This is a genomic window from Catellatospora tritici (assembly GCF_019083965.1).
GTDB lineage: Bacteria > Actinomycetota > Actinomycetes > Mycobacteriales > Micromonosporaceae > Catellatospora > Catellatospora tritici.
This window is the reverse complement of the sequence record NZ_JAHRCY010000004.1, coordinates 437,479-463,230: the sequence shown is the minus strand read 5'-3', so window position 1 is coordinate 463,230 and position 25,752 is coordinate 437,479. Positions and strand designations below refer to the sequence as shown.

Genomic DNA, 25,752 nt, shown 5'->3' with positions numbered 1-25,752 from the left:
TGTGTTGTTCACCATCGCCTGGTGGGTGACCATCCAGTTCCTGACTTCTCCGTCAAACCGACTCTGACCGGGCGGCTGGTGCTGCTGCGGCCGTTCCAGGAGTCGGACTTCCCTGGCTTGCGGGCGGCGCTGCGCGACCCGGAGGTGGCGCGGCTGACCGGCAGTGTGACCAGTTCGCGGCAGGAGCCGGAGCCGGACGACCCGACGCGGGAGAAGCGGCTGCGGGAGTGGTACACGACCCGCAACGCCCAGACCGACCGGCTGGACCTGGCGGTGGTGGACCTGGCCGGCGGCGAGTGCGTCGGGGAGATGGTGCTGAACAAGTGGGATCCCGACAACCTGTGCTGCACCTTCCGCACGCTGATCGGTCCCGGTGGCCGCGACCGGGGGTTGGGCACCGAGGCGATCCGGATGTTCATCGGGTACGGGTTCGAGCAGCTGCGCCTGCACCGGATCTCGCTGGAGGTGTTCGCGTTCAATCCGCGGGCGCGGCGGGTGTACGAGAAGGTCGGTTTCGTGGCCGAGGGTGTGCTGCGCGACGCGTTGCGGTTCGACGGGCAGTGGATCGACGCGACGGTGATGTCGATCCTGGCGCCGGAGTGGGCCCGGCACCGGGGCCGTCCCTAGCCGCCCAGGACCCGTCGGGCTTCGGCGCTGACCCGCGGTGAGGCCAGCGCGGTCCAGGTGGTGAACAGGTCGCGCAGGTGCTCGCCGTGGCGGGCGGCGGTGTCCGGGGACTGCTCGCAGACGTCGAGTTCGTTGACGATGGTCAGGTCGAGCAGGTCGCGCAGGGTGTCGGCGGGCAGCCGGCGGGCGCTGCCGTCGAACCGGTTGTGCCACAGGCCGGTGGTGGTCAGGTGTGGCCAGGTGGGTTTGCGGGCGCAGCCGCCGTAGTGGTGGACGAGCTGTTCGGCTTCGGCGCCGACGGTGGCGCGCAGCAGGTCGCGTTCGGTGGTGGCCAGCAGGGCGTGGGCGAAGCCGTCGGTGCCGTATGCGGCGTGGGTGAGTCCGGCGAGGGCGACGTGTTCGGTCAGGCCGAGGGCGAGCAGCCGGTCGTGGACCCGGACCAGGTGTGTGTGGAGGGTGCCGCCGGGGTGTTCGATGTGGTGCGCGCCCCGGTCGTGCAGCAGCGTCAGGGCGTCGTCTCGGGGTGTGGTCATGATGGCGACGGTAGGTGTGGTGGCGGGTCGGCGGCAGCGGCTTGTGTCCGATGTCATCGGCGGTTCGGGCGGTGCCGGTTCGGGCGGGGTGGGGCGGCCCTAGGATGGCCGTTATGACCTTGAGCAAACCGATGATTGAGTTCCCTGAGGGTGCCCCGCCGACCGAGCTGGAGATCACCGACCTGGTGGTGGGTGAGGGCCAGCAGGCCGGTGCCGGTGACCATGTGGTGGTGCACTACGTGGGGGTGTCGTTCTCGACCGGGGAGGAGTTCGACGCGTCGTGGAACCGCGGTTCTTCGTTCGATTTCCGGCTGGGTCGCGGGCAGGTCATCGCCGGCTGGGACCAGGGTGTGGCCGGGATGCGGGTGGGTGGCCGCCGCAAGTTGGTGATCCCGGCGAAGTTGGGCTACGGCGACCGTGGCGCGGGCCGGGCGATCAAGCCCGGTGAGACGCTGATCTTCGTGGTGGACCTGCTGGACATCATTCCGTGACCGGATGAGGCCTGAGGTTGTCGCGGTCGACCTCGACGGGACGCTGCTGGGCACCGGTGGTGTGTTGTCGGCGCGTACGGTCGGGGCGTTGCGGCTGGCCAAGGCGGGTGGGGCCCGGGTCGTCGTGGTCACCGCCCGCCCGCCGCGTTTCGTGGATCTGCTGGTCGGACACGCGGGCGTGGACGGGTTGGCGGTGTGCGCCAACGGCGCGGTCGTCTACGACCGGGAGGTCGGCGCACACGAGGTCGTCGGGCCGCTGCCGGTGGCGGTGGCGCAAAGGTGCGCGCAGGTGGTGGACGTGGTGCTGCCCGGTGCCACGTTTGCGGTGGAGACCGGCCGGCAGGTCCTGTGCGGGCCGGGGTTCCGGCGGGCGTTCGGCGGTGATCCGCATCGGGTCGATGTCGGGTCGCGGGAGCAGCTGTGGGCGGCCGCGGAGTCGGTGGTGAAGCTGCTGGTGTGGTCGCCTGCGCACGAGGACGCCGTGGACACGGCGTGGGAGGTGCTGTCGGCGGCGTTGCCGGACGTCGAGTGCACCCATTCGGGCGGGCGGGGCCTGCTGGAGATCAGCGCCGCCGGGGTGACCAAGGCCGGGACGTTGGCGGTGGTGTGCGGCCGCTGGGGCGTGGACGCGTCGCGGGTGGTGGCGTTCGGGGACATGCCCAACGATCTGCCGATGCTGGCGTGGGCCGGTACGGCGTACGCGGTCGCCAACGCCCATCCTCGGGTGCTGGCGCAGGTGGCCCGGCACACGGCCAGCAACAACGACGACGGGGTCGCGCAGGTGCTGGAGCGGCTCTACGGCTGACCGGCGAGCAGGTCGTCGCGGCCGAACATGGCGGCGGCCTGCCGGGCCGAGGGGCTGCCCGCGTCGGGGTCGGCGCCGGCGGCCAGCAGCACCCGTACGACCTCGGCGTGGCCTTTGAACACGGCCCCGGCCAGGGGGGTCTGCTCGCGTTCGTTGATCTGGTCGGCGGCGGCGCCGCGGGCCAGCAGTTCGGCGACGGTGGCCGGGTGGCCGTGGTAGGCGGCGAGCATCAGCAGGGTGTCGCCGCGGCCGTTGGCCAGGTCGGCGGGCATCCCGGCGTCGAGGTGCGCGGCCAGGGCGGCGGTGTCGCCGTTACGGGCCAGGGCGAACAGGTTCGCGGCAGGTCCGGGGTCGTCGGTCACCGGTCCAGCATCGCCGCTGGGCGACCGGGTGGCCACCGCTTACGTGCTCGACTCGGGCCCGCGCAGGTTCGGTGGCACGGTACGCCCGGAGAGTAGCTGAAAACGGTGGCAATCTACCTAGACTGGGATGCATGGAGCTGTCATTGGCAGAGCAACTCGTCCTGCTCAGTTATGACGACGTGTCGGGGCGGCCGTTGCTGAACACAGCTCAGCTCGACTGCGGCGTCGAAGGCGCGATCCTGCTGACCCTGTCCTACGCCGGCAAGCTGGTCCTCAACCACGGCCATCTCGAGGTGAGCGACCCGACTCCGACCGGCGACCCGGTACTGGACGCGTCGCTGGCCCGGATCGCGACCGAGACGACCCGCTACCACACGCCCGACTGGTGGATCTACCACCTGGCCAGCCCCCGCCACCGGGAGGCGCTGCTGGAACGCCTCGTCGAACGCGGGATCATGGTCCGTGAGGATCATGCGGTGCTGGGGGTGTTCCACCGCCGCCGCTACCCCGAACGGGACACGGTGGTGGAGAAGGAGCTGATCACGCACCTGCGGCAGGTGGTGAACCGGATGGCCGCACCCGACCGGCAGTCGGTGAGCCTGCTGGCGCTGGCGCACACGCTGCTGCTGGACCGGCACCTGTTCCCGGAGATCAACCGCGACAATCTGCGGCACCGGATCGCGGAGCTGACCGAGGGCGAATGGTGCGGCCCGGCGGTGGCCAAGGTGGTGTACGCGATGAACATGGCGGTCATGGCCGCGATCACCGGCGGTGCCGCGTCCTCCCCCACCGCCGCCGTCTCGGCCTCCTGAGCGAGCCCGGCACCGCCGCCCGGCCGGTCATGATCGACAGGTGAGGTCGGACACGGTGCGCGCGGGGCGGCACCCGTTCTAACGTGACGGCATGCAGGGAATCCCCCACACCGACGTGGCACTGGCCGACACCTACCGCGCGTTCGCGACGCTGGAATGCGCCGGCGTGTCCCCCGTCTACGAACAGCTGTGCCTGGGCGTGGCCGCAGACGCCGAGGTCCTGGCCCTGATCGGCACCCTGCCGCTGCCTCGGCGCCAACCGAACCTGCTGCTGGGCGTGGTCCGGCTGCTCGGCGGCCCGATCGACGACTACCTGACGATGCGCGCCTGGCTGGTGGCGCACTGGGACGCCGTACGCGACCAGATGCTGACCCGCACCACCCAGACCAACGAGGCCGCCCGCACCGCGATCCTGCTGCCCGCGCTCGCGGACCTGCCGCAGCCGCTGGCGCTGCTGGAGGTCGGCGCTTCGGCGGGCCTGTGCCTGTACCCGGACCGGTACGCGTTCGCCTACGACGGCCGTGCCCCGATCGGCGACCCGGCCGGGCCGGTCATCGAATGTGTCACCAGCGGCCCGGTACCGGTCCCGCAGGCGGTTCCGCCGGTGGTGTGGCGGGCCGGTATCGACCTGAACCCCCTGGACGTCACCGACCCCGACGACGTGGCGTGGCTGCGGGCGCTGATCTGGCCCGAGCACACCGCCCGCCGCGACCGGCTGAGCGCCGCCGCCGCGATCGCCGCGGCCGACCCGCCGCTGCTGGTCCGCGCCGACCTCAACGACGCCCTGCCCGACCTGGTCGCGCAGGCGCCCGACGACGCGACGCTGGTGGTGTTCCACACCGCGGTGCTGGCCTACCTCAGCCCCGCCGACCGGGACCGGTTCTGCACCACGATGACGGACCTGGTCGCGAGCAGGCCGGGCACGGTGTGGCTGTCCAACGAGGCCCCCGGGGTGCTGCCGGCGATCACCGGGCGGCTGCCGGTGCCGGTCCCGTCGGGCCGTACGGTCCTGGCCCGCGACGGGCGGCCGGTCGCGTTCGGGATGCCGCACGGCCAGGCCCTGACCTGGCTCGACTGACCACGCGGCGCAACCCGGGCCAGGGCCCGTATCCTCACCGCCATGTCCTCGATCACGCAGACGTTGAAGAACCTTGAGACCGCACGGTTGACGGCGTTGGTCGAGGCGGACGCGGACGTGCTCGACCAGCTGCACGACCCGGACTTCGTCCTGATCCATCCCAGCGGCGGCGCATGGTCGAAGGCGCAGTACGTCGGTGGCGTCCTGTCGGGTGAGATCGACTACCGCAGGTTCGAACCCGTCTCGGAGATCGAGGTCCTGGCCGACGGCGACCTGGCGGTCCTGCGTTACCGGTCGGCCATCGAGATCGGTGTCGGGGGCCGGGAACCGGGCCCGCTGCAGTGCTGGCACACCGACTGCTACCGCCGGGCCGCGGCGGACTCGCCCTGGCGGGTGGTGTGGTCGCAGGCCACCGAATGCGGGTGAGGCGCCGACCCGGTCACAGGTACGCGGTGAGCGCGTCGGCGTGGGCGGCGGTCCAGTCATGGGCGGCACCGATGCGCTGCGGCACCCCGGACTCGCGCAGCCGCACCATCGCGGGCACGCCCCGCTGCGCGGCGTCGAGGATGCCGCGTCGGCAGCGGTCCTGCCACCACAGCACGGTCGGCAGCAGGGACCGCCGGTCGGGCAGGCCGTAGGCGTCGACGAGCACGGCGAGCAGCCGGGCGGTGGTGTCGACGTCGGTGACGTCGGGTCCGAGGTCGAGCCACTGCCAGCACACGTGCGCGAGGTCCTGGACCCGCCGGCCTGGTCCGGCCAGGTCCCAGTCCAGGAACGCGACCGGGGCGCCGTCGCGGTAGACGGTGTTCTTCGGCGACAGGTCGTGGTGGCACACGACCTCACCGCCGGCGGCCAGTGCGGTGCCGGCGGTCAGGTCGTGCAGACGCCGGACCAGCCGGGCCAGGGCGGTGAGGCTGTCCGGGGTGCGCAGCGCGGCATGCTGCTCGCTGCGCCATGGCACGTCCCCGTCGATGTAGTCGAGGATCTCCCGGCCGTGTTCGTCGTGGCCGTGCCAGCGCGGCGACCCGCCGTATCCGGCTTGGTGCAGGTGGGTGAGCAGTTCGTGGACGTAGGCGCCACGTTCGGGGGCGGTGCGGTGGACCCGCTGCCCGATCCGGACGACGTCGGCGATGTTGCCGCCGCCCAGCCGGTGCTCGGTCGGCCGGGGTCCGGTCACCGGCACAGGACGTCGACGAACTGGACGGCGTTGTTGGCGAACCCGCCGCGGTTCCACTCCTGGTCGACGGGCTGCGCGGCGCCGGTGGTGTCGTGGGCGCGGGCGGTGAGCTGGTGGCGGCCGGGTTCGGCGGTCCACCGGTGGGTGAAGCGGCGCCACGCCCACCGGTGCCCGGTGTCGGGTTCGAGTTCGGCCGGGGCCCAGGTGCGGCCACCGTCGGCGCTGACCTCGACCGACTCCAGCGGGGCCTGCCCGGACCAGGCCCGTCCTTCCAGCGTGTGGACGCCGGCGTCGACGACCCGGACGCGGGACATGAAGTCGGGGAAACCGGGCGGCACGAGCAGGGCCCGGGGCCGGATCCGGGTGACCGGGTCGCCGTCGTCACCGGGCTGCCGGCGCAGCCGGTAGGCGACGGCGTTCTGGTATCCGGTGAACGCGGTGTCGGTGACGGTGATGTCGCGCAGCCATTTGACGTGCGCCATGCCGTACCAGCCGGGGGCGACCAGCCGCATCGGGTGGCCGTGCTGCGGCGGCAGCGGCTGGCCGTTCATCGCGTACGCGACCAGCACCTCCGGCGCCATCGCGTCGGCCAGGGACAGGCCGCGCTGGTAGTCCTGTTCGACCCCGCGTTCGATGCCGTGGTCGGCGCCGGTGAACACGACATCGACCGCGGCCGGGTCGACCCCGGCGTCGGTGAGCAGGTCCCGCAACGGCACCCCGGTCCATTCGGCGGTGCCGACGGCTTCGACCAGCCACGGCTGGCTGACCGGCCGCGGGCGCAGCCGGGCGCGGCCGTTGCCGGCGCACTCCATGGTGACCCGGACCGTGCTCGCGGGCCGGGTCTTCAGGTCGGCGAGGGTGAGGGTCAGCGGACGGGTGACGTGCCCGCCGACGGTCAGCTGCCACGTGTCGGCGTCGGTCAGCGGGATGTCGTAGTGGATGAGCAGGTAGTGCAGGCCCGGTGGGGTGAGGTCGTAGCGCAGCGCCTCCAGCGGGATGCCGTGGTTGCGGGCCGCCAGGGCCAGTTCCTCGGCGGAGATGGCCTCGTCGTGGTCGGCGACCCGGCCGGGGCGGCTGATCTGGTCGAGGTTCATCGGTCTCCCCTGTCGCGTGCGGTGCGGTGCCCTTTCAGCTTCGCATCCGGGTGGCACGGGCGCGCCCCCGGTCCGGACAGGTCGACCGGGGGCGCGAACGGGTGGGGGTCAGGCGCTGCGGCGGCGACGGCGTACGGGCTTGTCGTCGTCGGCGACGAAGGTGCGGGTCAGCGCCATCGCGGCGATGATGCCCAGCACCGCGAACGCGAGCTGCACCCCGAGGGTGGCCCAACTCCAATGCAGGTGCAGGCCGATCCAGTCCCAGTCCCAGCGGGCCTGGACGTTGTCGTCCCAGCCCAGGCGTCGTGACGCCCAGCCGCCCAGCAGCGCGGCGATGATGCCGACCGCGACGGTGGCGACGGCGCCGATGTTCTGCCGGCCGGGCAGGACCAGGCGACCGAAGGTGCCGATGAGGATTCCTATCAGGAGCGCGGAGAGGATACCGGTAGCCGTCATGGGCCGCATCTACCCACGCGGCGAGGTGTTAATCCTGTCGGCGGCACCGGTTTCGGCGCCCGGACGAAACCCGGTCGCGGCCGGGCAGGTCCGGGCGGTAGACATGTCGCCGTGTTCAAGTTCCCGCGTACGCCGCACCTGGCCGGTTCCCGTCTGCAGCCCGGTGACGAGGACCTGGCGCAGGTGCCGCTGTCGGCGCTGCGTGGGGTGAGGGTGGTCGTGTGCGAGAAACTCGACGGCGCCAACGCGGGCATCTCGTTCGACGCCGACGGGCGGCTGCGGCTGCAGTCGCGGGGCCACTACCTGTCCGGCGGCCCACGTGAACAGCAGTTCACGTTGTTCAAGTCATGGGCGGCGACCGTCGGCCCGCTGCTGTGGCCGCGCCTGCGCGACCGGTACGTCTGCTACGGCGAATGGCTGTACGCCAAGCACACCGTCTTCTACGACGCGCTGCCGCACTACTTCTGCGAGTTCGACGTCCTGGACACCGCCACCGCCCGGTTCCTGGACACCGGCGCGCGCCGGGACCTGCTCGCCGGGGTGCCGATCATGTCGGCGCCGGTGCTGGCCGAGCAGGTGTTCGACTCGGCCAAGCAGATCGCGGCGCTGGTGGGGGCCTCGACGTGCCGTACCCCCGGCTGGCGCGACGCCCTGGCCCGTGCCGCCGCCGACGCCGGGGTCGACCCGGCGACCGCCGCGGCCGAGTCCGACACCTCCGACCTGATGGAGGGCCTGTACCTGAAGGTCGAGCAGGGCGGGCAGGTCGCGGGCCGGTACAAGTGGGTGCGGCCCAGTTTCGCCACCGCGGTGACCGACTCCGGTTCACACTGGGCCGACCGGCCGATCGTCGCCAACCGGCTCGCCGACCCGGAGGTGCTGTATGCGGGTCTTTGACCGGCTGTGCCCGTCCGGGCCCGACTGGGACCTGGACTGGGACGCGATCTGCGAGCGGTTCGCGTGGGTCCGCGCGATGGCCGGGGTCGGCCAGGACCCGCGGCACCACGCCGAAGGCGACGTCGCCGAGCACACCCGGCTGGCCGTCCTGGCCCTGGTCGGGCTGCCGGGCTGGCGGGCGTGTCCGCGTGAGCGGCAGGTGCGGCTGTTCGCGGCGGTGCTGCTGCACGACGTCGCCAAACCGGACTGCACCCGGGTCGAGGACGGGCACGTGCACGCGCGTGGGCACGCGCGTCGCGGTGACCTGCTGGCCCGACGGATCCTGTGGGAGCTGGGGGCGCCGCCGGGCTGGCGCGAGCAGGTGGCGGCGCTGGTGGCCCACCATCAGGTGCCGCTGCGGGCGATGGACCGTCCGGACCTGGAGCGGATCGTGCTGCGGGTGTCGTTGCTGGCCGCCAACGACGACCTGGCGCTGCTGGCCGAGGCCGACGCGCGGGGCCGGGTGTGCGCCGACGCCGACGCGCTGCTGGAGCAGGTGGGGCTGTTCCGGGAGTACTGCGCGGAACTGGGGGTGCTCGACGCGGCGTGGCCGTTCGCCTCCGACCACGCGCGGTTCATGTACTTCCGCACCCCGGGCCGCGACCCGGGTTACGCCGCCTTCGACGACACCCGGTCGGTGGTGACGGTGATGTCGGGCCTGCCGGGGGTCGGCAAGGACACGTGGCTCGCCGCCAACCGGCCGGGGGCGCCGGTGGTCAGCCTGGACGAGCTGCGTGGGCGGCTGGGGGTGGCGCCGACCGCCGACCAGGGTCCGGTGGTCGCCGCGGCGTACGCGCGGGCCCGGGAACTGCTGCGCGCCGGGCAGCCGTTCGTGTGGAACGCGACCAACGTGTCGCGGCAGCAGCGGGACCTGTGCGTCGGGCTGGCGGCGTCATACCGGGCGCGGGTGGAGATCGTGGCCCTGGAGGCGCCGCCGCCCGTGGTGCGTGCCCGCAACAGCGGCCGGGACGCGGCGGTGCCGCAGGCGGCGTGGGAACGGATGCTGGGCAGGTGGCAGGCCCCGGACGTGACCGAGGCCCATGCCGTACACCGGATCGATACAGGAATGATGGATCACTTCACGTGATCCTCAGGGCGGCGGTGGCCTACAGTGGGCGAGTGATCGAGTCGCAGAGGGTTACCGGCGCACTACACATTGCTGCCGAAAGGGCCCAAACCTGCGGTTTCTTCTTCGACTTCGACGGCACCCTGTCGACCATCCAGACCGACCCGTCCGCCGTCACCCCGGTCCCCGGCGCCGTCGAAGCCATCGCCGACCTCGCCCCCCTCATCCACACCACCGCCATCGTCTCCGGCCGCCCCGTCGGCTTCCTGCAACGCCACTTCGGCGGCCTACCCGTACGCCTCTACGGCCTCTACGGCATGGAATCAGCCGACGAACACGGCACCATCTGGACCGACCCCGAAGTCATCCCCTGGATCCCCGCGATCGACACCGTCGCCCGCCAGGCCATGGCCGACCTCGACCCCCAGATCCTCGTCGAACACAAACGCCTGTCCGTCGCCCTGCACTACCGCACCGCACCCCACCTACGCGACCACATCGAACAGTGGGGACAGGCCAAAGCCGTCGAATACGGCCTCACCGCCCTACCCGGACGCATGGTCGTCGAACTCAAACCCCCCGTCCGCCGCGACAAAGGCGACGTCATCGCCACCACCACCACCGGCCTGACCTGCGCCTGGTACTTCGGCGACGACCTCGGCGACCTACCCGCCCTACACGCCCTCGACCGCCGCGCCCACATCGACCCCGACTTCGCCGCATTCTGCGTCGGCATCCACAACCCCGAAACCGGCGACCAGGTCGCCGACTGGGTCGACCTCGTCCTGGACACCCCCGCAGACCTCGTACCCCTGCTGCGGCTCGCCGCCCGCGCGATCTCCACCGTACGCACCCGATGATCGACACCATATGATGCGTCGATGACCGACACCCCCGTCGCGCTCGTCACCGCAGGCGGCGGCGCCATCGGCGCCGCATACGCACGACACCTCGCCGCCCGCGGCTACCACCCCGTCCTGGCCGACATCGACCTCGACGCCGCCACCGCGGTCGCCGCCACCGTCGGCGGCACCGCGCACAGCCTCGACGTCAGCGACCGCGACGCCAACCTCGCCCTCATCGACACCATCCTGGCCCGACACGGCCGCCTCGACCTGCTGTGCCTGCACGCGGGCGTCCCCACCGGCCAACGCGCCACCGAACCACTCAACCTCGAACGCTACCGCCGCGCCATCGCCGTCAACATCGACGGCGTCGTCTTCGGCGTCGACGCCGCCCTACCCGCCCTGTCCGTCCGCGGCGGCCACATCATCGTCACCTCCACCCTGGCCGCCATCGACCCCAGCCAGGCCAACCCCCTCTACACCCTCACCAAAGCCGCCGTCCTCGGCTTCGTCCGCGCCCTGGCCAACCCCCTCAAACCCCGCGACATCGCCATCAACGCCCTGTGCCCCGGCTTCGTCGACACCCCCATGCTCAACGTCCTACGACCCACCCTCGCCGAACAGGGCTACCCCCTCATCACCCCCGACGACGTCGCCACCGCCATGGACCACGTCATCGACACCGGCACCACCGGCGGCGCCTGGGCCCTCATCCCCGGCCAACCACCCCTGCGCTACGAATACCCGCCACTGCCGCCATCGCTGATGCCCGACGGCAGCCCCGCCCCCGACCTCAAACTGCCCCCACCGCTCATGCCCACCGGCAGCCCACACACCCGGGGTTGATCCACCCGGCAACGGGGTACGACACCCGTATGCCCGACAGTGTCATGGTGTTCGCCCCATCGCCGCAGCTCACCGTCACCATCGAGAAAACCGGCGACGACGACGAGATCCACCTCCACGCAGGCGGCCAAGGCGTCTGGGTCGCCCGCATGATCCGCTCCCTCGGCGTGCCCGTCCGGCTCGTCTCCGCCTTCGGCGACGAGACCGGACACGTCGTACGCACCCTCATCACCGCCGAAGGCCTCGAACTCGCCGCCACCGACACCACCGGCGGCAACGGTGCCTACGTCCACGACCGACGCGACGGACAACGCAACGAACTCGCCCAAGCCCCCGGCCACACCCTCACCCGCCACGAACAGGACGAGCTCTACGGACTCGCGCTCGCCGAAGGCCTACGCGCCCGCGTATGCGTCCTGGCCGGCGTCGCCGACCCCCGCGTGCTACCCCCCGACACCTACCGGCGCCTGGCCATCGACCTGCGCCGCAACGGTGCCCTCGTCATCGCCGACCTGTCCGGCGACTACCTCGACGCCGCCCTGGCCGGCGGCCTGGACGTGCTCAAGGTCTCCCACGAGGAACTCCTGCACGACGGCCGTGCCGCCGACGACAGCACCCCCGCCCTACTGGCCGCCATGCGGCAACTGCAGGCCGAAGGCGCCGCCGCGATCGTGCTCAGCCGCGCCGACCTACCCGCCCTCACCCTGCTCGACCACCACCTGCTCGAAGTCAGGCTCCCCCGACTCGAACCCGCCGACCACCGCGGCGCCGGCGACTCCATGACCGCGGGCCTGGCCGCCGTCCTGGCCCAGGGCGGCGACATGCGCACCGCCGTACGCACCGGCGCCGCCGCAGGCGCCCTCAACGTCACCCGCCACGGCCTGGGCACCGGCCGCGCCGACGCCATCAACCGCTTCCTCGACACCGTCCAGCTCAGAGACCTGCCCGACGAACCCGCCACCGGACACCACCCCGACAGCGGCCGCACCACCCCACAGGAACTCGCCGGAAAGGTCAAAAAAGCATGAAGCGGACACTGATCACCAACGACGACGGCATCGACGCCCCCGGCCTACACCAACTCGCCGCCACCGCCGCCGACCACGGACTCGACGTCATCATCGCCGCCCCCGCCCGCGACTCCAGCGGCGCCAGCGCCGCCATGAGCGCTGTCGCCCAAGACGGCCGCGTCATCATCGAAGAACGCGTCCTGCCCGGCCTACCCGGCATCCCCGCCTACGCCGTCACCGGCACACCCGCACTCGCTGCCCTACTCGCCGGCAACGGCGCCTTCGGCGACCCCCCACAGATCGTCCTGTCCGGCATCAACCGCGGCGCCAACGCCGGACACGCCGTCCTACACTCCGGCACCGTCGGCGCCGCCCTCACCGCCGCCGCCAACGGCTGCCGCGGCCTGGCCATATCCCTCGACATCACCGACGGCGACGACACCACCCGCCACTGGGACACCGCCGCCCGACTCGCCCTCGCCCTCGTCCCCATCCTCGACGACCTACCCGACAGCACCATCCTCAACCTCAACGTCCCCGACCGCCCCACCAGCGACATCAACGGCCTCTGCCGCGCCCGCTTCGGCCGCTTCGGCCAAGTCCAGATGCGCATCGCCGAACGCGGCAGCGGCTACGTCCGCACCGCCCTCGAAGACACCGGCGCACGCCTCGAACCTGGCACCGACATGGCCCTGCTCGCCGACGGCTACGCCACCGTCACACCCATCCAGCCACTGGGCGAAGCACCCGTCCAACTACCCGGACTGGCACACCTGCTCGCCACCGCCAGCTGAACCCGAGCCGCCAGAGACCCCTCGTCCGCCACGTCCCCGGGACGCGGCGGCGGCCACGGCCGCGCCGCCGGGCGCACCGGCGAAGGCAACGGACTCGGCGCCGGAGTCGGCACCCCCGCGCCCGGCACGACCGCCAACACAACCACGGCGGTCAGCGGCACCCACAGCACAGCACCATCGTCGCGCGCCCACCCACCCGCCCGCCACAAAAGCCGGATTCCGCCCCCCGCCACCCCGACATTGGGAGGATGAGAAACAACCAGCCCCGCGCCGCAGGGGGGAACCGCACATGACCGACCCCACCGAACAGTTCTTCACCGAACTGGTCGCCCATGGCCGCCACCCGCTGCTGGAGACCACCACCGGCACCATCCGCTTCGACCTCACCAGCACCGGCCGCACCGAACACTGGCACACCCGCATCGACAACGGCCACGTCCAGGTCACCCGCGGCAGCGACACCGCCGACTGCGTCGTGCGCGTCGAACGGACCCTGTTCGACGGCATCGTCACCGGACGCGTCAACACCATGGCCGCCACCCTGCGCGGCCAGGTCGAAGTCGAAGGCGAACTCCACCTCGTCGTCATGCTGCAACGGCTGTTCCCCGGCCGCCCCGACAAACAGCCACCCGCCAACACCGGCAGCCGGAGGGAAACCCGATGAGCATCGGCAGCGTACGCACCCTCGACGGCAACACCTTCGTCGTCAGCGACACCCGCGGCGACATCGAAGCCCACCCAGACGAACCCACCGGCCTGTTCTCCTGGGACACCCGCTTCCTGTCCCGGTGGATCCTCACCGTCAACGGCCGACGCCTCACCCCGCTGTCAACCGACGACCTGCACTACTTCGAAAGCCGGTTCTTCCTCGTCCCCGCCACCGGCACCGTCTACGTCGACGCCACCCTGTCCGTCATCCGCCAACGCGCCGTCGTCGACGGCCTACGCGAAACCCTCACCATCCTCAACCACGCCGGACAAGCCGCCGACCTCACCGTACGCATCGACGCCGGATCCGACTTCGCCGACCTGTTCGAAGTCAAGGACCACCTCAAGAAGAAAGGCAAGTACTACACCCGTATCACCGACAACCAGCTACTGCTCGGCTACGAACGCGAAACCTTCCGCCGCGAGACCGTCATCGTCACCGACGGCGCCGACCTCGACGACCAGGGCCTCACCTACACCGTCCACCTCGACCCACACGGCATGTGGACCACCGAGATCCAGGTCTCCCACAGCATGTGGGGCTGGGCCGAACACCAGCGCGTCGTCTCCAGCAGCCAACAGGCCCACTCCCGCCGCGGCATGGAAGACGACCTCGCCGCCTGGATGGAGGACGCCCCCAAACTCGAATGCGACTGGGAACCGCTCAAACACACCTACCGGCGCAGCCTCATCGACCTCGCCGCACTGCGCTTCGCCCCCATGACCTCCGGCGTACGCTGCCTACCCGCCGCCGGCCTGCCCTGGTTCATGACCATGTTCGGCCGCGACAGCATCCTCACCAGCCTGCAGGCCCTGCCGTTCGTACCGTCCCTGGCCGCCACCACCCTGCTCGAACTCGGCGCCCGCCAAGGCAGCCGCCTCGACGACTTCCGCGACGAGGACCCCGGCAAGATCCTGCACGAGATGCGGTACGGCGAACTCACCGCCTTCGAGGAACGCCCCCACTCGCCCTACTACGGCTCGGCCGACTCCACCCCGCTGTTCCTCATCCTGCTCGACGAGTACGAACGCTGGACCGGCGACACCGCACTGGTCCGACAGCTCGAATACGAAGCCCGCGCCGCCCTCAACTGGATCGACGAATACGCCGACCTCACCGGCACCGGCTACATCTGGTACGAACGCCGCAACCCCGAAACCGGCCTGGAGAACCAGTGCTGGAAAGACTCCTGGGACTCCATCTCCTACCACGACGGCCGCCTACCCGGCTTCCCCCGCGCCACCTGCGAACTACAGGGCTACGCCTACGACGCCAAGATCCGCACCGCTCGCCTGGCCCGCACCGTCTGGAAGGACCCGGCCCTGGCCGACCGGCTCGAACAGGAGGCCGCCGACCTCAAACAACGCTTCAACCGCGACTTCTGGATCGAAGACGGCCAGTACTACGCCCTCGCCCTCGACGCCGACGGCACCAAGGTCGACACCCTGTCGTCCAACATCGGCCACCTGCTGTGGAGCGGCATCGTCGACCGCGGCCGCGCAAAGGCCGTCGTCGGCCACCTCATGGGGCCCCGCCTGTACTCCGGCTGGGGCATCCGCACCCTGGCCGAGGGCGAGGAACGCTACAACCCCGTCGGCTACCACGTCGGCACCGTCTGGCCCTTCGACAACTCGTTCATCGCCTGGGGCCTGCGCCGGTACGGCTACCGGAACGAAGCCGCCCGCCTGGCCGCCGGAATGCTCGACGCCGCCGAATACTTCGACGGACGCCTGCCCGAAGCGTTCTGCGGCTACCCCCGCGACGTCACCAAATACCCCGTGCCGTACCCGACCGCGTGCAGCCCGCAGGCCTGGTCCACCGGCACGCCGCTGCTGCTGCTCGGCACGATGCTCGGCCTGCAGGCCGTCGGCAACCACCTCGTCGTCGACCCCGCCCTGCCCATCGGCATCGGCCACCTGGCACTGCTCGACGTGCCCGGCCGCTGGGGCCGCCGCGACGCGTACGGCCGCGGCCGCGTCCAGGTCCGCGCCACCGACCGCCGCAAACTGCGCCCACAACTGTCGGGCCTGGAAGACGTCGTCGCCCGCCGCGAGCAGTGAGCCGAACTCGGCTCCGCACCCGCGGCGGCTCCGCGCCACGTTGATCGTCAACCGTGGTCGTCTTGTCGGCCACCGGCCCGCGTTCCAGCCGCAGAGCCTGTTCAACGCCGCCTGATCGGCACTTCCGGCGGTGTGCGGCGGAGTTCGGCGGGCCGTCCGGCCCCCCTGATATGTCGTCGCCCGAAGGGCGTCCTCATCTGGTTTAGATGTTTGGGCCGCTCCCCTGGACCGTCACAACCCCTACGGCATCCTAGGATTGTCGAACGGGGTTGTGCCCAGCGGCGGGATCGCGCGTCAGCGTTTCTGCGCGCGGTAGAACCTGAGCAGGGCCGTGATCCGGCTGTGGTCGGCGGCGCGGTTGAGTTCGTCGAGCAGTCGATCGGGACACAATTCGTAGAGTTCGCCCCACCAACGGCGCGCCCTGTTGTCCCAGATGCGGTAGCCGCCGGGCACTCCCCGGGCCACGTATCGCCTCCGGCTCATGCCGAAGGAGCTCAGGGCGGCCAGCCCGGTGGTGGCGAGCGCATTCGGGACCTTTCGGCAGGACGTCTTTTGGCATGTCGTCGCCCGAAGGGCGTCCGAACATGGGTTGATCTGCGAGGGCCCCGAAACGCCACTCCCTGTATCGCATCCTAGGAATCTGGGATCATCTTGAGCCTTGGCAGGAAGCATCCGGCCCGACACACTCTCTGGGTGCAGCTGCTTACGGGGCGCCCATGGTGGTGGTTGGCCGGTGCGACCGGGCTCGCGCTCGGCCTTGTCGCGTTCGGAGTCGACGAGATCCCGCAGCCCGGTGACCGCTTCGCCGAGATGCTGTTCAGCACCACGTTCGTATGGGGTGCGGCCGCGCTGGTGTGCGGCTACCTGTCGCACGATGCCCTACGAGCGGTCGCCACGGCCACCGGCGCGCTCGCCCTGGCCACGGTCAGCTACTACCTGCTCGTGCTGCTGGTGTCCCGCCGATGGGCGGGCGGGATGCTGGAGGATGGCAGCTCGGCAGACCTGTACGGGATCATGTCGATCGGCCGGGCCACCGTCGTATGGCTGGCCGTCGCCGCCGTCGTGGGTCCGGTCATGGGCTGGTTGGGTCACCTCGTGGCCGGCGGATCGCGGCGCACCGGCGCGCTCGCGGCCGGGGTGGCGTTCGGTGCGCTCGCGGCGGAGAGCGCCCACCTGCTGTGGACGTACCCCATGTGGCTCACGGTCGGGCGGGAATACCAGGTGCAGTACGCGATCGCGGCGCTGGGCCTGTGCCTGGCCGTGCTGACAACGGTCGTGTTGCTGCGGCGACGCCCCGGTGGTGTGGCCTGGCCACTGTTCCTGGTATGCGCAGTGGTCACCCTCGTCGGGGCGGTGCTGGCGTGGCAGGTGCTCGAGGCCTGGCGCAACGTCGGGTTCGAGGCACTGGACGCGCCGGTGCCGCGCCTGCTCGGCAGGTGACGGCGCGGCAGGCTACGCTGCGCTGCGATGTCCACTGCGAACGCCGAACCCGAGCTCACCCGGCCCTGCGCCCACTGCGGCAAGTCCGTGCCGCAGCGCGCCGCCGCCGGGCGTCCCTTCCGCTACTGCCGCGACAACGACGGTGCCTGCCAGGCCGCCGCCCGCAACTCACGGCTGCGCCACCGCAACTCCCCCGGCCTGGCCGGGCAGGTCGCCAAGGCGTACGAAGTGGTCGAACGGCTCGAACAGGTCGCCGAGACGCTGGTGGAAGCCCTGGAGATCGAGCTCTCCCCCGCCGGGGTGGAGCGTCAGCTCGCCGAGGTGCGCGCCGAGGCCGCCAACCAGGTCGCCGTCGCGCACACCGAACGGGACGAGGCCCGCGGCGACGCCGACCGCGCCGCCAAACAGGTCCACGAGGCCGTCGACGCCGCCGAGAAGACCCGCCGGCAGGCTGAGCAGCAGGTCCGCGAAGCCCGTACCGCCGCCGAGGCGGAAGTCGCCGCCGCCCGCGCGAAAGCTGAGGAGCAGCGCGAACTCGCCGAGCGGGCCGCCACCGCGGCCACGGCCGCCAATGATGCCGCGCAGGTCGCCAAGACCGACCGCGACCAGGCCCGCCGCGACCTCGCCGCCGCCGAGGCGCTGCGGCAGGAGGCCTACCGCGACCGTGACGCCACCCGCGCCGCCGCCGACCAGGTCCAGGCCGCGTTCGACCTGGCCCGCGCCGCCGCCGAGGAGGCCGGCCGCGAGGCCGAGGGGCTGAAGGTCGAACTGACCCGGGCGCAGCAGCAGACAGCCGCCGCCGAGGCGCAGACCGCCACGGTGCGGCAGGAGTCCGGGCGCCAGGTGGAGGAGCTGCGGACCGAGCTGGCCCACCTGCGGGCCGCGCTCGCGGCGCAGCAGTCGGCGACCGCGCTCGCCGAGCAGCAGGTGCAGCAGCGGCTGACCGACATCACCGTGCTCACCGCGCAGCGCGACGGCACGCAGGCCGAGGCGGCCGCGCTGCGGGCCCGCGTCGACGAGCTGACCGGCCAGGTCGGACAGCTGGCAAGTACGCTCACCCAGCTCACCGCCAAGCTGACCATGCCCGCCCAGGCCACTCCGGCCGCCGAGCCCGCCACGGCCTGAGCAACGCAACACCGATCTCAGTTGGTACCTGGCCCAGTTTGCCGCGATCATGGGTCGGTGAGTCGGTACTTCCAGATCGGTGCGCGGGTTCTGTGGAATCCGTCGAACAACGTGGCCGAGTTGTTCGCTCGTACGGCCGAGGTGATGTCCGCGCTGGTGGACAAGCCGACCGGCATGCATGACCTGGGCCAGGACGAGTACGAGATCGACCTGCCGGTGTTCGAGGCCTTCGTGGACACGCTGGCGCGCCGGTATCTCGGCAGCAGCCACCTGGTGCTCCGCTCGCTGGTGGAGGGATTCCTGGCCACCGCCATCGTCATGGTGGAGCGGGCCGAGGGCGGCCTGCCCGCGCTGACGCAGTCGCACGAACTGTTCCCGCGGGACATACAGGTAGGACCGACGGGAACGATGCCGCTGGGGGACGTGCGGCGGCTCCGGGACCTGGCCGACGACGTCGCGCGGGCGATGCCGCGCTGACCGCGCTCACCTGCGCCGGAACGTCGTGATGAGCCGGAGCAGCACGAAGAACAGCAGCGAACCGGCGAGCCGAGGTAGGCGAGCACGAACCGGTCCTGGGGGACGGGCCACGCACGGCGTCCCAGTCGGCAGCGGCCGGGAGGCGCTGCCCGGCTTCGCGGGCGAGCCAGGCCAGGTCGGTGGCGGCGGTGCGCAGTTCGGTGTTCGACGAGCTTGGCCACCCGCTGACCCGCACCCGCGTCGCGCAGGACGCGGTCCAGCTCATCCCCGCCATCCTCCCCCGCGACACGAAAGGCGTTCACGGTAGCGGTACGAGTCATCAGCGGGCAGCCGGACCCGGGGCGCGCGTACCGCCTACAGTGGGCGGATGCGTGTTCCTCCGCTGCCGCGGCCGAGTGCTCCGATCACCGAACAGGAGCTGGCGAAGGTGATGATCGGGGCGCCGAACAGACTCACCGGCCCGGTCGTGATCCACGACTATGACCCGTCGTGGCCTCTGCTGTACGAGCGTGAGCAGGAGCGGATCCGGGCCGCGCTGGGTCCGCTGGCGCTGGCGGTGGAGCACGTCGGGTCGACCTCGGTGCCGGGGCTCGCGGCCAAGTTCCTGATCGACGTGGACCTGATCGTGGCCGACCCGACCGACGAGGACGCGTACGTGCCCGCGTTGGTGGCCGCCGGATACGTGCTGCGGGTGCGCGAACCGGACTGGTACGAGCACCGGCTGCTGAAGGGCTTCGCCCCGGAGGTGAACCTGCACGTGTTCGGCCCGGACTGCGACGAGCACCTGCGGCATCTGATCTTCCGGGACTGGCTGCGGTCGCATCCGGAGGACCGGGACCGCTACGCGGCCGAGAAGCGGCGCATCGCCGCACTGCCGCTGGAGTTCATGGCGCAGTACGCCGACCAGAAGACCGACGTGGTCGTGGACATTCTGCGCCGGGCAGGGCTCACGGCCCGCTGACCGTCGGTCGCCGTGGGTTCAGCCGGGCCGCGGGGGCAGGGCCGTCGATGCGGTATCAGTCGGCCAGGCGGAAGGCGAGTTCGGTCTGCCACTGGCTCATGTCGGGCTGCTCCATCGGGTTGGTGTGGTAGAGCTCCAGGCGGGCGGTCCAGCGCTCGCCGTCGGGGGTCGCGGTGGTGTCCCAGCGCAGGCCCTGCTGCTCGGCCCAGGCGAGCACGGCACCCGTGACGCCCTCCAGTTCACTGGGGTGTCCCCGATGGGTCACGGTGACGTACCGCCCGGCGGGCAGGACCGCGCCGAACACGTCCCCGTCCCCGGTGATCTGCTCCGCGACCGGGACGCCCGCCTCCATCTGCAGCTCACGGTCCATGTCGATGACGTTGTACTTGAGGAACGGCGCCCCGGCCGGGGCGATGCCCCGGGCGGCCAGCCAGCCGATGAGCTGAGGGATGCGGTCGGCGATCTCCGGGATGGTGTTCATGGTGACGGTCCGCTTGATTCCCGCGTACGGCTGGGCGGCCCGGTCGGTGATGGCCGGGTGCACCGGCGGCGTCGAGGTCATGGCTCGATTGTGGCGGCTGGGCCCGGCCCACGCAGGGCTGCGGGCAGCGTGGCGCGCAGGTCGGCGATCACTGCGAGGACTTCTTCGCGGTAGCGGTCGGTGGACATCCAGCCCGGCACGCGGCCGTACGGTCCCGGCCAGGCGTCGTCGACTGGACCGCTGCCGCTGCGTGCCCGCACGCACCGTTCGATGGTGTCGAGGTGTCGGGCATGGAACGCCCACACCGTCCGCCCGTCGCGGCAGCGTCGCTGCAACCACAGCGGAAGCCCGAAGTCAGCGTCGACCTCTGGGTCTTCGCCGCGTGTGTACACATAGCCGGGGGCGGGCTCCTCGAACGGCGGGCAGCTGCCGGTGCAGACGAGGCGGCGCCGGTCATACGGATCGGCGGACGGTTGCCTGCTCGTGAGTGCCGGGGCGGCGCAGTCCGGACGCGGGCAGACGACCACGGTGCCGGCCAGGTAGGCACGCCAGCCGTTGGAGTCGGGCTGGGCCGCCTGGTGGGGATGCTCGGTGCGGCCGTGGTGTTCGCGCAGGTAGCGGCGCCACTGCGACAGTTTCGGCGCGGCCTGGAGCGGATCGTCCAACAGCCAGATCAGGTATCCGGCGCGTTCCCGGGTGGTGGGATCGCCGGACTCGTGCAACTGGACCAGTCGGCTGTACAGCGGTTCGCGGGGCAGGCGGCGCGCCAGTCTGGCGTAGTACTGGTCGCGTACCCGCTGCGGACGTGCGGCGGCCAGCACGACCAGCTCGGCCAGTTGCGGCAGCAGGTGCGCCGGCAGCTCGTGGATGTGCCAGGCGAGTCTGCGCAGCCAGGCTTTCTTGTACCCCCAGCGCTTGGCGTGCCAGGTCCACTCGTTCGGGTAGAGCGCCTCCCAACGCAGGTAGATGACCAGATATTCGAGCAGGGCGCTGGATGTGCGCGAAGCGAACTCGGTCAACCCGTTGGCCGCGTACGGCATGAGCTGCGACTCGGCCTCGTCGAGACGGGCGCGGACCGTCCTGTGGTCGGGGGCGGCGTGGAAGTGGCCGAGAACCTCGTGGTAGCGCGTCTCGGCCACGTTGTAGCGCAGCAGCGCCCGCTCGCGAATGGCCGGGTCGTCGCTGATCAGGTCTCGGGTCCAGCCGAGGCGCCGGTCGATGTCGTCGTGCACGCGGCAGAGTGGATCACCAATGGTCGCGGGGCGGCAAGTCGTTTGCGGGTTCCCAGACGGCGGCGTCGTGGGCGAACAGGACGCGGCGCGGGTCGAAGGCGAGGATGCGGTCGAGCCACGCGGGGTGCTCCAGCCCGGCGGTGCGGTTCAGGACGCTGGTGCTGTAGTCGGAGGCGAAGTCATGGGCCTGCCCGGCGAGCACGACGGTGCCGTCGGGTCGGCGTAGGACCAGGGACTGGTGTCCGGCGGTGTGGCCGGGGGTGGCGATGAGCCATACGTCCGACCAGATCTCGGTGTCGCCGTCCAGGCGGCGGTAGTCGGCGCCGGTGAAGTCGACCAGGTCGGGCAGGGTGTGTCCGGGTCCGGCGGCGAGGTCGAGTTCGGCGGCCTGGGCCATGATCGGCACGCGGGGGAAGTGCGGGTTGCCGCCGCTGTGGTCGAAGTGCAGGTGGCAGTTGGCCACGACGTCGATGTCGGCGGTGGTGAGTCCGGCGTCGGCGAGCGCCTGTTCGATCGGGCGGGGTCGTGGCTGGTAGTGGTCGTCGGTCCAGGGGTGGCGGCCGATGCCGGTGTCGAACAGCAGGACACGGCCGTCGTGTTCGACGAGGTAGCCCAGGACGGCCTCGGCGCGGGGCTGGGGACCGCCGGTCTCGGCGGCGGGGCGGACGAAGTAGCCGAGGTCGAGGCGGCGGATGCGCATCCGCCACGATAACCGGTGGTATGTCGGGCCTGGACGGTAGCGTCGCGGGCATGGCAGCGAACTTTCAGATCTCAGTCGACAGCGCCGACCCGCACGCCCTGGCCCGGTTCTGGGCGCAGGCGCTGGAGTGGGAGGTCGAGCGGCATGGCGAATTCATCAAGCAGATGCTGGAGGCCGGGCACGCCAAGCCCGACGACGTGATGACCCTGGACGGTGAGCTGGTGTGGAGCACGGCCGAGGCCATCCGTGATCCGCAGGCGGCCGTCAATGGTCGGGGGTCCCCCATCCGGTCCCGGATGATCTTCCAGGTGGTGCCCGAGGGCAAGACGGCCAAGAACCGGATGCACCTGGACGTGACTTTCGAAGGCGTCGACAAGGAGGTCACCGCGGCGCGGCTGGAGCAGTTGGGCGCCAAGCGGCTGTGGGAGGGGCAGCAGGGTCCGCACTCATGGATCGCGATGACCGACCCGGAGGGCAACGAGTTCTGCGTGTCCTGACCACCGGCCGGTGACAGGGCGTACGACCGAACGGTGGAGTCGAGCGTACGCCCTTGTCGCGTCCGGTTCGGCGTGTCGCGTCGATGAAATCGATCGGTTCCATCGGCGAGCGCGCGGTGCCTCGTCAGCTCGAATTCAGCTTGGCCACAACGGACGGAGGTCCTGAGCGGTTCTTTCTTCGTCAAGGTTGCCCTCGGCATCCAGGCCAGTAGCATGCCGTAGCTATGACCCTCATCCGGCCCGCGCGCCCGGCCGAGATCCCCGCCCTGTGCGTGGTCGACGGTGACGACGAGCGCAACGCCGCCACTGCCGCGTACCTGATGCGCCTGCTCGAGGCCGGATGCACCTGTGCGGACTGGTGCTTGGTCGCCGAGGCCGACGACGGCCGCCTGGCCGGCAGCGTGGTGCTGTGGGCACCCCCCGGCGGCGCGACGCCAGTGGACTTCGTCTTGTTCGAGCCCGGCGATACACACGTCGGCAAGGCACTGCTGGATGCGGCTGGCGCGCTGGCCCGTGCGCTTGGCGCTGCGACGCGGGGCCACGTCCTGGACACTCCAGGGCAGGCCCCGCAGTTCCAGCGCGACCCGCAGCTGCGCCAGGAGTTGCTCGCCGCGGCTGGGTTTGGCGTAGAACGCGACGGTAGGCGCTATCTGTGGCAGGCCGGGGACTCGGCGCCCTTCCCGACTCCGGACCTCAGCTGGCGCAATCTGGCGGAGGTGGGCGAAGGTCCTTTCGTCGACCTGCTCGAGGACGTGCTCGAGGACACCGCCGACGCGCTACTGCGGGCTGAGGTCGCCCGGCACGGCCAGCGCGATGCCGCCGCCCGCCATTTCAAGGACTGCCTGCAGTATGAGCATCAGCCGCAGTGGTACGAGGTCGGCTACGCCCCTGATGGTTCGCCGGCGGCGCTGAGTTTGCCCGCCCGCACCGCCGCGTCGGCCATCATCAGCATGGTCGGAGTCTCCAAAGCCCACCGGGGCAAGGGCTACGCCGCGGCGGTGGTCGCCCGCGGCACGCAGATCCTGGCGGGTGCCGGAGCAACCGAGATCCGCGGTGACTGCGACGCGGCCAACATTGCCATGACCAAGGCCTTCGAGCGGTGCGGCTACACCAACTTCGCCAATCGCCGGATGTTTCGCCGCGCGCTCTGACCGCGGCGGAGACCCAGCGAAGACCGTCAAGAACCGGGTCCACATCTGCGTGGCCCCGACGACGCCGGCGATCTGCACCAGATACGGCGGAGTATGCCGCTCGTAGCGCACGCTCAACCCATCGACCTGCTCGACGAACGTGACCTTCGGACAGAACCGGTTCCTTCACCAGGACCACCAAGCAACCGCCGCTCAGTGCATCAGCGCGGTGTCCGGAATCAGCTGCGTGGCAGTGCGAATCAGGCTCGCGAGGGCGAGCGAGCGGCTGTGCGGGGGCCAGGCGATGTGGGTGTGGACGGGGGGTGCGTCGGTCAGGGGTACGGCGGCGTGCTCATGCCATAGCCAGGTGCGGGCGGAGTCGGGGACGACGGCCATGGTGCGCCCGAGGGCGATCAGCTGGGCCAGCTGCGTGTGGTCGTGGACCTCCGGGCCCGGACCGGGTGCGTAGATGCCATGTCGTGGCCAGCGGGCGATCGGGAGATCGGGGACGTCGCTGATGTCGGCCATGGACAGAACCTTGCGGGCCGCGAGTGGGTGCCTTGCGGGCAGGACGGCGATCCGCCCTTCGGTCAGCAGTTCCTCGCTGTCGAACCCGGCCAGGGAGTTGAACGGGACGATGAGGAGCGCGACATCGGCGCGGCCGTCACGCAGCATCTGCTCCTGCCCGTTGAAACCGCCGGCCAGCACCTCGATCTCGGCGGCGTTGGGCTCGGCGGCGTAGGCGTCGAGCAGACGCTGCAACAGATCGTGGGATGCGGCGGCCTTCACCCCGATGACCAGGCGTTCTCGGAGGCCGTTCGGACGGTCTGTACTGCCGGAGCGGCGGGTGCGTCGAGCTGCGGCGGTGGTCGCGTCCAGGGCCGCGCGGCCCTCGTGCAGCAGCACCTGGCCGGCGCCGGTCAGGCGCACGCCGCGGCGGTCGCGTTCCAGCAGACAGACCCCGAGGCGTCTCTCGAGCTGCTGGATGGCTCTGGAGAGCGGCGGCTGGGCCATACCCAAGCGTTCGGCGGCGCGGCCGAAGTGCAGCTCCTCGGCGACGGCGATGAAGTACCTGAGCTCGCGGGTCTCCAAGGCGTCCATGGCTATTGCCCTCCCGGGGTTGATACCTGTCCCTCCCGGGGCTGATACCTGGCGGGTATTACAGAATACCGTTTCGGTGTTGGACGCTCTGCTCGGCTGAGGGCGAGCATCAGCGGCATGAGTAAAGCGAAGATCGCGCTGGTGACCGGTGCGAACAAAGGCATTGGGTACGCAATCGCGGCCGGTCTCGGCGCCTTGGGGTACCGCGTGGGCGTGGGAGCCCGTGACGAAGCCCGGCTTGGGGCTGCTGTCGAGAAGCTGCGCGCCGCCGGGGTCGACGCGTTCGGCGTGCCGCTGGACGTGACGAGCCGACGCAGCGTCATCGAGGCCGCCGAACTGGTCGAGCTGGCGGCCGGGCGTCTCGACGTCCTGGTCAACAACGCCGGCGTCTCGGGGGAGATGGGGCCGGGGTGGGTCCAGGATCCGACCAGCCTCGATCTTGACGTGGTCCGGACGGTGGTGGAGACCAACGTGCTGGGCGTCATCCAGGTGACCAACGCGATGCTGCCGCTGCTGCGGCGCTCCAGGTCGCCCCGCATTGTCAACGTCTCCAGCGCCGTGGGCTCCCTGACCCGGCAGGCGGACCCGGACATCGACATCGGCCCCGTCATGGCGGCCTACGCGCCGTCGAAGACGTTCCTCAACGCCGTCACCGTGCAGTACGCCCGCCAACTCGCCGGCACGGGCGTCTTGATCAACGCCGCCTGCCCGGGCCTGGTCGCGACCGACTTCACCGGCTTCCACGGACCCCGCACCCCCGAGCAGGGCGCAGTCACGGCGATCCGGCTCGCCACGCTGCCGGACGGCGGCCCGACCGGTTCGTTCTTCGAGGACGGCGGAGCCATCCCCTGGTAACCCCGCGAGTGGTACGGCCTTCCTCCCTCTTGAACCCGACCGCAAGGTCCGACTC

31 protein-coding genes are annotated in these 25,752 nt (G+C 71.2%); 21 read left to right on the top strand and 10 right to left on the bottom strand.

Annotated elements, in window-relative coordinates:
* Nucleotides 1-21 precede the first annotated feature (21 nt).
* Nucleotides 22-627 carry a GNAT family N-acetyltransferase gene (locus KUA19_RS42615; RefSeq protein WP_308167424.1) on the top strand — a complete coding sequence of 202 codons (606 nt, stop codon included), beginning with the start codon at nt 22-24 and terminating at the stop codon, nt 625-627.
* Here KUA19_RS42615 and KUA19_RS11775 read toward each other — a convergent pair.
* A complete protein-coding gene (locus tag KUA19_RS11775; RefSeq protein WP_217396227.1) occupies nt 624-1,160 on the bottom strand; it encodes a DUF6817 domain-containing protein in 537 nt (178 codons plus the stop codon). The two genes, KUA19_RS42615 and KUA19_RS11775, sit on opposite strands and share 4 nt — an antisense overlap.
* A 113-nt stretch (nt 1,161-1,273) precedes the next feature.
* Between KUA19_RS11775 and KUA19_RS11770 the strand changes: the two genes are divergently transcribed.
* Both KUA19_RS11770 and KUA19_RS11765 read left to right on the top strand, forming a co-directional pair.
* Nucleotides 1,274-1,651 (top strand): FKBP-type peptidyl-prolyl cis-trans isomerase, encoded by a 378-nt coding sequence (locus KUA19_RS11770; protein ID WP_217396226.1) that lies wholly within the window; start codon nt 1,274-1,276, stop codon nt 1,649-1,651.
* A 4-nt stretch (nt 1,652-1,655) separates the two neighbouring features.
* Entirely contained in the window at nt 1,656-2,456 is an 801-nt protein-coding gene (locus KUA19_RS11765; RefSeq protein ID WP_217396225.1) for an HAD family hydrolase, read from the top strand.
* Here the strand turns inward: KUA19_RS11765 and KUA19_RS11760 are convergent.
* Complete coding sequence (locus KUA19_RS11760) at nt 2,447-2,818, bottom strand: ankyrin repeat domain-containing protein (protein ID WP_217396224.1); 372 nt, start codon at nt 2,816-2,818, stop codon at nt 2,447-2,449. The genes KUA19_RS11765 and KUA19_RS11760 overlap by 10 nt on opposite strands.
* 131 nt (nt 2,819-2,949) lie before the next feature.
* Here KUA19_RS11760 and KUA19_RS11755 point away from each other — a divergent pair, with 131 nt between their 5' ends.
* The 3 genes from KUA19_RS11755 (at nt 2,950) to KUA19_RS11745 (ending at nt 5,134) form a co-directional block, all read left to right on the top strand.
* On the top strand, nt 2,950-3,630 hold the full coding sequence (locus tag KUA19_RS11755) for a GOLPH3/VPS74 family protein (protein WP_217396223.1): 681 nt from the start codon (nt 2,950-2,952) through the stop codon (nt 3,628-3,630).
* A 91-nt stretch (nt 3,631-3,721) separates the two neighbouring features.
* Nucleotides 3,722-4,708: a DUF2332 domain-containing protein gene (locus KUA19_RS11750; RefSeq protein WP_217396222.1), complete on the top strand. Its 987-nt coding sequence runs from the start codon at nt 3,722-3,724 to the stop codon at nt 4,706-4,708.
* Nucleotides 4,709-4,750: 42 nt separating this feature from the next.
* Nucleotides 4,751-5,134 (top strand): nuclear transport factor 2 family protein, encoded by a 384-nt coding sequence (locus KUA19_RS11745; protein WP_217396221.1) that lies wholly within the window; start codon nt 4,751-4,753, stop codon nt 5,132-5,134.
* A gap of 13 nt (nt 5,135-5,147) precedes the next feature.
* Here the strand turns inward: KUA19_RS11745 and KUA19_RS11740 are convergent, their stop codons facing one another.
* The 3 genes from KUA19_RS11740 to KUA19_RS11730 all read right to left on the bottom strand — a co-directional run bounded on the left by KUA19_RS11740 (nt 5,148) and on the right by KUA19_RS11730 (nt 7,435).
* Entirely contained in the window at nt 5,148-5,885 is a 738-nt protein-coding gene (locus tag KUA19_RS11740) for a phosphotransferase (RefSeq protein WP_217396220.1), read from the bottom strand.
* The gene (locus tag KUA19_RS11735) at nt 5,882-6,979 is read right to left on the bottom strand and encodes a sulfite oxidase (RefSeq protein WP_217396219.1); all 1,098 of its coding nucleotides are present in this window, start codon (nt 6,977-6,979) and stop codon (nt 5,882-5,884) included. The genes KUA19_RS11740 and KUA19_RS11735 overlap by 4 nt, the downstream gene beginning before the upstream one ends.
* A gap of 108 nt (nt 6,980-7,087) precedes the next feature.
* Entirely contained in the window at nt 7,088-7,435 is a 348-nt protein-coding gene (locus tag KUA19_RS11730) for a GlsB/YeaQ/YmgE family stress response membrane protein (RefSeq protein WP_217396218.1), read from the bottom strand.
* A gap of 111 nt (nt 7,436-7,546) precedes the next feature.
* On the opposite strand from KUA19_RS11730, the gene KUA19_RS11725 reads away from it, so the two are divergent.
* The 8 genes from KUA19_RS11725 to KUA19_RS11690 all read left to right on the top strand — a co-directional run bounded on the left by KUA19_RS11725 (nt 7,547) and on the right by KUA19_RS11690 (nt 15,698).
* On the top strand, nt 7,547-8,329 hold the full coding sequence (locus tag KUA19_RS11725) for an RNA ligase family protein (RefSeq protein WP_217396217.1): 783 nt from the start codon (nt 7,547-7,549) through the stop codon (nt 8,327-8,329).
* Nucleotides 8,316-9,455, top strand: a complete 1,140-nt coding sequence (locus KUA19_RS11720) for an AAA family ATPase (RefSeq protein WP_217396216.1) — start codon at nt 8,316-8,318, stop codon at nt 9,453-9,455. Before KUA19_RS11725 ends, KUA19_RS11720 begins: the two co-directional genes overlap by 14 nt.
* 32 nt (nt 9,456-9,487) lie before the next feature.
* Entirely contained in the window at nt 9,488-10,294 is an 807-nt protein-coding gene (otsB, locus tag KUA19_RS11715; RefSeq protein WP_308167423.1) for a trehalose-phosphatase, read from the top strand.
* 21 nt (nt 10,295-10,315) lie between these two features.
* Complete coding sequence (locus KUA19_RS11710; protein WP_217396215.1) at nt 10,316-11,125, top strand: SDR family NAD(P)-dependent oxidoreductase; 810 nt, start codon at nt 10,316-10,318, stop codon at nt 11,123-11,125.
* A gap of 29 nt (nt 11,126-11,154) precedes the next feature.
* Complete coding sequence (locus KUA19_RS11705; RefSeq protein ID WP_254549196.1) at nt 11,155-12,153, top strand: 1-phosphofructokinase family hexose kinase; 999 nt, start codon at nt 11,155-11,157, stop codon at nt 12,151-12,153.
* Nucleotides 12,150-12,929, top strand: a complete 780-nt coding sequence (surE, locus tag KUA19_RS11700) for a 5'/3'-nucleotidase SurE (protein WP_217396214.1) — start codon at nt 12,150-12,152, stop codon at nt 12,927-12,929. Before KUA19_RS11705 ends, surE begins: the two co-directional genes overlap by 4 nt.
* A gap of 289 nt (nt 12,930-13,218) precedes the next feature.
* Nucleotides 13,219-13,593, top strand: a complete 375-nt coding sequence (locus KUA19_RS11695) for an SCP2 sterol-binding domain-containing protein (RefSeq protein ID WP_217396213.1) — start codon at nt 13,219-13,221, stop codon at nt 13,591-13,593.
* On the top strand, nt 13,590-15,698 hold the full coding sequence (locus tag KUA19_RS11690) for an amylo-alpha-1,6-glucosidase (protein ID WP_217396212.1): 2,109 nt from the start codon (nt 13,590-13,592) through the stop codon (nt 15,696-15,698). Before KUA19_RS11695 ends, KUA19_RS11690 begins: the two co-directional genes overlap by 4 nt.
* Nucleotides 15,699-15,992: 294 nt before the next feature.
* Here KUA19_RS11690 and KUA19_RS11685 read toward each other — a convergent pair whose 3' ends face one another.
* On the bottom strand, nt 15,993-16,181 hold the full coding sequence (locus KUA19_RS11685; RefSeq protein WP_217396211.1) for a hypothetical protein: 189 nt from the start codon (nt 16,179-16,181) through the stop codon (nt 15,993-15,995).
* A gap of 210 nt (nt 16,182-16,391) precedes the next feature.
* On the opposite strand from KUA19_RS11685, the gene KUA19_RS11680 reads away from it, so the two are divergent.
* From KUA19_RS11680 to KUA19_RS11665, 4 genes are all read left to right on the top strand, one after another.
* A complete protein-coding gene (locus tag KUA19_RS11680; RefSeq protein ID WP_217396210.1) occupies nt 16,392-17,138 on the top strand; it encodes a hypothetical protein in 747 nt (248 codons plus the stop codon).
* Nucleotides 17,139-17,165: 27 nt separating this feature from the next.
* On the top strand, nt 17,166-18,263 hold the full coding sequence (locus tag KUA19_RS11675) for a coiled-coil domain-containing protein (protein ID WP_217396209.1): 1,098 nt from the start codon (nt 17,166-17,168) through the stop codon (nt 18,261-18,263).
* 57 nt (nt 18,264-18,320) lie between these two features.
* Nucleotides 18,321-18,740, top strand: coding sequence for a DUF6086 family protein (locus KUA19_RS11670; protein WP_217396208.1), 420 nt, complete (start codon nt 18,321-18,323; stop codon nt 18,738-18,740).
* Between the two features lie 367 nt (nt 18,741-19,107).
* On the top strand, nt 19,108-19,701 hold the full coding sequence (locus KUA19_RS11665; protein WP_217396207.1) for a GrpB family protein: 594 nt from the start codon (nt 19,108-19,110) through the stop codon (nt 19,699-19,701).
* Between the two features lie 55 nt (nt 19,702-19,756).
* Here the strand turns inward: KUA19_RS11665 and KUA19_RS11660 are convergent, their stop codons facing one another.
* The 3 genes from KUA19_RS11660 to KUA19_RS11650 are packed head-to-tail and all read right to left on the bottom strand — an operon-like array spanning nt 19,757 to nt 22,114.
* On the bottom strand, nt 19,757-20,263 hold the full coding sequence (locus tag KUA19_RS11660) for a GyrI-like domain-containing protein (RefSeq protein ID WP_217396206.1): 507 nt from the start codon (nt 20,261-20,263) through the stop codon (nt 19,757-19,759).
* On the bottom strand, nt 20,260-21,414 hold the full coding sequence (locus KUA19_RS11655; protein ID WP_217396205.1) for a hypothetical protein: 1,155 nt from the start codon (nt 21,412-21,414) through the stop codon (nt 20,260-20,262). Before KUA19_RS11655 ends, KUA19_RS11660 begins: the two co-directional genes overlap by 4 nt.
* 13 nt (nt 21,415-21,427) lie before the next feature.
* A complete protein-coding gene (locus KUA19_RS11650; RefSeq protein ID WP_217396204.1) occupies nt 21,428-22,114 on the bottom strand; it encodes an N-acyl homoserine lactonase family protein in 687 nt (228 codons plus the stop codon).
* 50 nt (nt 22,115-22,164) lie between these two features.
* Here KUA19_RS11650 and KUA19_RS11645 point away from each other — a divergent pair, with 50 nt between their 5' ends.
* Nucleotides 22,165-22,611 (top strand): VOC family protein, encoded by a 447-nt coding sequence (locus KUA19_RS11645; RefSeq protein WP_217396203.1) that lies wholly within the window; start codon nt 22,165-22,167, stop codon nt 22,609-22,611.
* 224 nt (nt 22,612-22,835) lie between these two features.
* Nucleotides 22,836-23,762, top strand: a complete 927-nt coding sequence (locus KUA19_RS11640) for a GNAT family N-acetyltransferase (RefSeq protein WP_217396202.1) — start codon at nt 22,836-22,838, stop codon at nt 23,760-23,762.
* 192 nt (nt 23,763-23,954) lie between these two features.
* On the opposite strand, the gene KUA19_RS11635 is transcribed toward KUA19_RS11640, so the two are convergent.
* Entirely contained in the window at nt 23,955-24,842 is an 888-nt protein-coding gene (locus KUA19_RS11635) for a LysR family transcriptional regulator (RefSeq protein WP_217396201.1), read from the bottom strand.
* Nucleotides 24,843-24,959: 117 nt separating this feature from the next.
* On the opposite strand from KUA19_RS11635, the gene KUA19_RS11630 reads away from it, so the two are divergent.
* A complete protein-coding gene (locus KUA19_RS11630) occupies nt 24,960-25,697 on the top strand; it encodes an SDR family oxidoreductase (RefSeq protein WP_217396200.1) in 738 nt (245 codons plus the stop codon).
* The last annotated feature ends 55 nt before the right edge of the window (nt 25,698-25,752 follow it).

Bases quoted from the DNA above. Each gene is read 5' to 3' on its own strand.
- KUA19_RS11745 (WP_217396221.1), top strand. From the start codon at position 4,751: ATGTCCTCGATCACGCAGACGTTGAAGAACCTTGAGACCGCACGGTTG.
- KUA19_RS11690 (WP_217396212.1), top strand. From the start codon at position 13,590: ATGAGCATCGGCAGCGTACGCACCCTCGACGGCAACACCTTCGTCGTC.
- KUA19_RS11660 (WP_217396206.1), bottom strand. From the start codon at position 20,263: ATGACCTCGACGCCGCCGGTGCACCCGGCCATCACCGACCGGGCCGCC.
- KUA19_RS11765 (WP_217396225.1), top strand. From the start codon at position 1,656: ATGAGGCCTGAGGTTGTCGCGGTCGACCTCGACGGGACGCTGCTGGGC.
- KUA19_RS11750 (WP_217396222.1), top strand. From the start codon at position 3,722: ATGCAGGGAATCCCCCACACCGACGTGGCACTGGCCGACACCTACCGC.
- KUA19_RS11755 (WP_217396223.1), top strand. From the start codon at position 2,950: ATGGAGCTGTCATTGGCAGAGCAACTCGTCCTGCTCAGTTATGACGAC.
- KUA19_RS11665 (WP_217396207.1), top strand. From the start codon at position 19,108: ATGCGTGTTCCTCCGCTGCCGCGGCCGAGTGCTCCGATCACCGAACAG.
- KUA19_RS11775 (WP_217396227.1), bottom strand. From the start codon at position 1,160: ATGACCACACCCCGAGACGACGCCCTGACGCTGCTGCACGACCGGGGC.
- KUA19_RS11630 (WP_217396200.1), top strand. From the start codon at position 24,960: ATGAGTAAAGCGAAGATCGCGCTGGTGACCGGTGCGAACAAAGGCATT.
- KUA19_RS11710 (WP_217396215.1), top strand. From the start codon at position 10,316: ATGACCGACACCCCCGTCGCGCTCGTCACCGCAGGCGGCGGCGCCATC.
- KUA19_RS11645 (WP_217396203.1), top strand. From the start codon at position 22,165: ATGGCAGCGAACTTTCAGATCTCAGTCGACAGCGCCGACCCGCACGCC.
- KUA19_RS11685 (WP_217396211.1), bottom strand. From the start codon at position 16,181: ATGAGCCGGAGGCGATACGTGGCCCGGGGAGTGCCCGGCGGCTACCGC.
- KUA19_RS11640 (WP_217396202.1), top strand. From the start codon at position 22,836: ATGACCCTCATCCGGCCCGCGCGCCCGGCCGAGATCCCCGCCCTGTGC.
- surE (WP_217396214.1), top strand. From the start codon at position 12,150: ATGAAGCGGACACTGATCACCAACGACGACGGCATCGACGCCCCCGGC.
- KUA19_RS11730 (WP_217396218.1), bottom strand. From the start codon at position 7,435: ATGACGGCTACCGGTATCCTCTCCGCGCTCCTGATAGGAATCCTCATC.
- KUA19_RS11675 (WP_217396209.1), top strand. From the start codon at position 17,166: ATGTCCACTGCGAACGCCGAACCCGAGCTCACCCGGCCCTGCGCCCAC.
- KUA19_RS11650 (WP_217396204.1), bottom strand. From the start codon at position 22,114: ATGCGCATCCGCCGCCTCGACCTCGGCTACTTCGTCCGCCCCGCCGCC.
- KUA19_RS11635 (WP_217396201.1), bottom strand. From the start codon at position 24,842: ATGGACGCCTTGGAGACCCGCGAGCTCAGGTACTTCATCGCCGTCGCC.
- KUA19_RS11720 (WP_217396216.1), top strand. From the start codon at position 8,316: ATGCGGGTCTTTGACCGGCTGTGCCCGTCCGGGCCCGACTGGGACCTG.
- KUA19_RS11770 (WP_217396226.1), top strand. From the start codon at position 1,274: ATGACCTTGAGCAAACCGATGATTGAGTTCCCTGAGGGTGCCCCGCCG.
- KUA19_RS11695 (WP_217396213.1), top strand. From the start codon at position 13,219: ATGACCGACCCCACCGAACAGTTCTTCACCGAACTGGTCGCCCATGGC.
- KUA19_RS11705 (WP_254549196.1), top strand. From the start codon at position 11,155: ATGCCCGACAGTGTCATGGTGTTCGCCCCATCGCCGCAGCTCACCGTC.
- KUA19_RS11735 (WP_217396219.1), bottom strand. From the start codon at position 6,979: ATGAACCTCGACCAGATCAGCCGCCCCGGCCGGGTCGCCGACCACGAC.